Below are 4511 nucleotides of genomic sequence, written 5' to 3' on the forward strand. Positions count from 1 at the left end.
ACCCTGCCGCTGCCCGTCGGCGCCACCCAACGCGCCCTGTTCCGTGCCGACTTCAGCCAACCCCTGGCCCAGGCACCCCAACTCAGTTACAGCCACGCCGCCGGCGGCGCCCTGCTCCTGCTGCGCCACGATACCAATCGCTGGGTGCTCGCCGCCCGGCTGACCCATCAAGACGGCACCTGGCGCAACGACCCGGCCCAAACCGACATGACCGAATCCGCCGCCTACGCCCTGGTCCACCTCGCCGAGGCCGTCACCGAATTGCGCGGTTCCATCCGTTTCAACGGCGACCCGCAACCCGGCACCTGGCTCTCCAGTGACAGCCATCCCTGGTTCGGCCGCGCCGACACCGCCGGCCGCTACCGCTTATTCGTCCTGCAACGGGCCGGCGCCCAAGCCATCAACGCCCTCGACCCCGCCACCGAACGGACCGCCGCCGTCGAACTCGCGCCAACCCTCGCCACCGACTTGATCGATCCACGCGATATCGTCCTCACCCAGCCGGAATTCACCCTGCTCCACATCGAACCCGAACAGCGTCCGCTCCTGGTCCCACCCTGGCAAATCATCCGACTCAACTTCAACCGCCCGCTCCAAGTCGACCCAAACCTCTGGGCCCAAGCCATCCGCATCAGCGACGGCGGGACAGATCTCCCGCTCACCCTGCGCTACAGCGCCCCCAAGTTCCAGCTCCAGGTGCGCTCGACCGGGTTGTTGCCCAACCGCGATTACCAACTCCACATCGACACCAACCTGCTCAGCGCCGACGGCGTGAACCTCGACCAAGCCGTCGTCCTCCCGTTCGCCACCCAAACGCGCAACCGCGATGAACACCTCGACCTCGAACGCTTTCACCTGACCCTGCAAAACGACCGCATCCAGTTAATTGCGCCCGACGGCAGCTACCCCAACCGATCCAACCTGATCGTGCTCAACCAAAACACCGCCGACAGTTGGACCAACACCCTCGCGAGCGGCGGCCTTAGCCTCGATCTCGAGGGCGAACCCGGCGACGTATTTGCCCTCACCCTGACCACCCCCAACGGCGCCGAACACAGCCGCCAGCTCGACACCCTGCGCACCGCACCCAACCAGCTCAAACTCGGCCTCTCCGAGACCCGCCTGGAACTGGGCCAAACCGTGCTCCAGGTGCGCGCCGGCCCCGACGGCCTCGGCCGCGAGGTGCGTTTCACCAGCGCCACCGCCGAAGCAGCCAAAACCCGCCGTGCCCAAGTCCCCGCCCTCGCCGAGCTGAGCCACGACCCACTCGACGCCGTGCTGATCACCATCGCCGACGGCGGCGCGCCCTTCGCCCTCGAACTCGCCTACCAAAGGCCCGTCAACCAAGAGCTCCCCGCCGGCAGCGTCGGCCTGTTGCAACTCGCCGAGGGAATCACCGCCCCACTCAATCCCTTTGAACCGGCCGTCACCGGCACCTTCACCACCGCCCAGGTCCTGACCGAAACCGAAATCAGCGACGACCGCGTCGGCAAAAACAGCCTGTTCAGCAGCGCCGATTACGGCCGCTTTTTTACCCGGCTCGGCAGTGCCGCCGACATGATTTTGCTCGATTACGGCTGGACGTCCCGCTACGTCCACTCGCTGCGCGAACCCACCGAAACCTACAGCGGTAACCGCGCCGACCTGCACTACCTCATCGACCGCGGCCGCACCCCCTCGTGGTGGCCCGGCCATACCGATCAAGGTTATGTGCCGATTTACGGCGCCTCGATCTATGACATGGTGCGCACCGGCGATGCCGTCGCCTACCATTACCGCGGGGTCACCGGTTTGGACGGGCACCTTTCGCTGCCCTACGTCGGCGCCCGTGCCCTCGGCGCCGCGCTCGTCGGCACCGATCCCTTCACCGGTGAAGTGCTTAACGCCGGCCGGCCGGGAAGCGCGCACCACGACCTGCTGTTCCGTTGGCTGGACGCCGGTCAAGACCCGAACCAAGCCAAGCTCCAACTCGAATGGTCCGTCATCGAACGCGAGGCCGATGATCCCGACGCCGTCGCCACCGAGCTCCCCCAAAACACCGAAATCCTGCGCCGCCACGGCTATTTCGAACGGCCCCCAACACAAACGCCCGCCAAGGAACGCGGCTTGCGCATCACGCTGCGTTCCGACCAAGCCATCGAACGTTTTGTGATCAGCATCGACGGCCGCGAGTCCATCGAGGTCGACGAAACCAACAGCAACGCGCCCAACCCCTTCAACATGACCTACGACCTGTTCGGGGCCGCGCCCACCGGCCGTTTCCTCAAAATCACCCTGTCCGTCCATTCAGCCGACGCCGCCACCTTCCCACCACAAACCTTTAAACGCACCCTGCTCATTCGCGACGCTGAAACCCAAACCCTGGACGATCCCGAAAACAAACCGCTCGTCCTCGCCGTCGATCCCTACGACGAACAAAACGACGTGTTCCCCACCGACCCCATCCTGCTTCGTTTCACCGAATCCGTGCGCGGCGTCTCAACCGACAGCATCCGCCTCACCGACGCCGAGGACCGCCCGCTTGACCTGCTGTTGCTTGACGCCGACCTGCTCCCCGTCGACAGCGCCGACTGGCTCACCCAACTCACCGTGGTGCCGACCGACGCCTTGCGTTTTGATGCCGGCTACAGCTTGGCACTCAGTGGTTTGGTCGACCAAAGCGGCGACGAACTCGTGCATTTCGATGGCGATAACCAGGAACAACCCGGCTTCAACAGCAGTTTTCGCACCCGCAAAACCGAACCCAAACCCCTGAACGCCGGCGGCACCCTGCAGCGCGCTTCCGCCGGGTTGCAAAACCTGACCTTCCACCTCATGCCCGGCAGCGAACGCGGCAAGGGCAGCCTGAAACTGATCGTGGACGACACCAGCCGCGATCCCAAGGTCACCATCGCCGCCGTCAACCTCACCGCCGCCGCGCCCTATTTCCCCGATATCGCGGTATTTGCGCCCGGCGAACTCAACGCGCCCGAGGGCTCTGAAATGCAGCGTTTGGGTCATGAGCCCGGCGCCGAACGGTACAAGGTCGTTCCCCAAGGCACCGTCGTCGTCGTCACCTACTGGTCCGCCTTCAGCAAAAACGAGCACATGCAGGTCCTGCGCTACACCAACGGCAGCTTCGAAACCATCTACCGCATGGACCTGCCAGGCGCCGGTGCACTCGGCGGCGTCAGCCATATCGGCCCCTACCTGCTGCTCGGGTTTTACGACCTGAGCCCCGCCGGACCCGTCGGTTACACCGAGGTCGTCGACATGCGCGACTTCGTCAAACGCCTCAAAACCCTCGCCGCGGGTGCCGGCACCGGGCTGCCCCTCCACCGCTACCGCGAGGCATGGAACAACACCCAAAAAACCCGCTACAACCATCCGCGCGGTGCCGTTGACGTCACCGGTTTCCTGCGCACCGACCAACAGGGCCGCGATCTCGCCTTCGCCGTCGCCGGCCTCGTTTATCCCGGTGTCAACAACATCGTGCAGCGTGGCAACCAACCCGTCGCACCCGTCAACAGCTATTACGATCCCGAGGCCGTGATCGCCGCCGCGTACCCCGTTGTTGATGATCGCGGCGACAACGCGCCCGGCCGTTACGGCGGCGGCAACCTGCTTTCCGGCGCCGTGCAAGGGTTGCAATACCGACGCGGCAGTGATTTGGTGACCCGCGATTTGGCGCTGTTCCACGAGCGGCCGCCCATCAGCGACGGCGGCAGTTACGTCCACGTCTACGAGTTACCCGACCGCATCAACTTGGACCAACCCAGCCAACCCACCTTGCTGCTCAAGTCCCCGGACGCCGGGAACATGGCCGTCGACCGGCATTTCGGCCTGATCGCCCTTTCCACCCTCGAGAACGGCCGGGCCGTGACCAAGGTGTGGGCGCTGCAAACCCTGTTCGACGCCGTCTCCGAGCAACTTTTGGATGAGGACGTGCCGCTCCCGCTGGAAATCGACCTTAACGATCCACCCAACGCCGGCCTCGTTTTTTGGCAGGTTAACCACGAAAGCTTGGATGACCGCGATCCGTTCGGCGAACACCTCGACTTCTACCACGGCCGCTTGCGCTTCAGCAGCCGCGACGCCGAGGAGCAGGTCTTGCACGAGGTCAGCCTGATCCCGGTCAACTACCGCACCAAAGGTTGGCTCACCTACGACCTGGCCACCTGGCAAGCAACGGAAGCAGAAGGCGGGAAGGACCCGCTGCGTTACCTGCCGCAAGGCGTGTTGGTCGCCACCGACTTGCCCGATCTGGGCCGTCCCAACGCCACCGGGTTCCACATGGAAACCGGCAGTTGGGGCATCGAACTGTCAAAAAACGAATCGCTGCAGGCCACGCTCGTCGGGCCCGGCATCGACTTCGCTTACCAAAGCGGCGAACGGCAGACCGCCGGCATGGTCACCTTCAACACCGCCAAACTCACCCAGCATCTCGCCGAGGGCGACAACGCCGCCGAACTGCGCCGCAAGGGGTACCTGCACCTGAAGTGGCAGTACGAAATCACCAAAAACTACCGCGT

At 64.7% G+C, this 4511-nt stretch carries 1 protein-coding gene; it reads left to right on the forward strand.

The genetic code is table 11. The features are described 5' to 3' along the window. Nucleotides 1–4511, forward strand: a 4511-nt coding sequence (locus tag J3U88_RS33800; protein ID WP_207863641.1) for a hypothetical protein, incomplete at both ends; no start/stop codon positions are given.

Source organism: Acanthopleuribacter pedis, from assembly GCF_017377855.1.
Lineage (GTDB): Bacteria > Acidobacteriota > Holophagae > Acanthopleuribacterales > Acanthopleuribacteraceae > Acanthopleuribacter > Acanthopleuribacter pedis.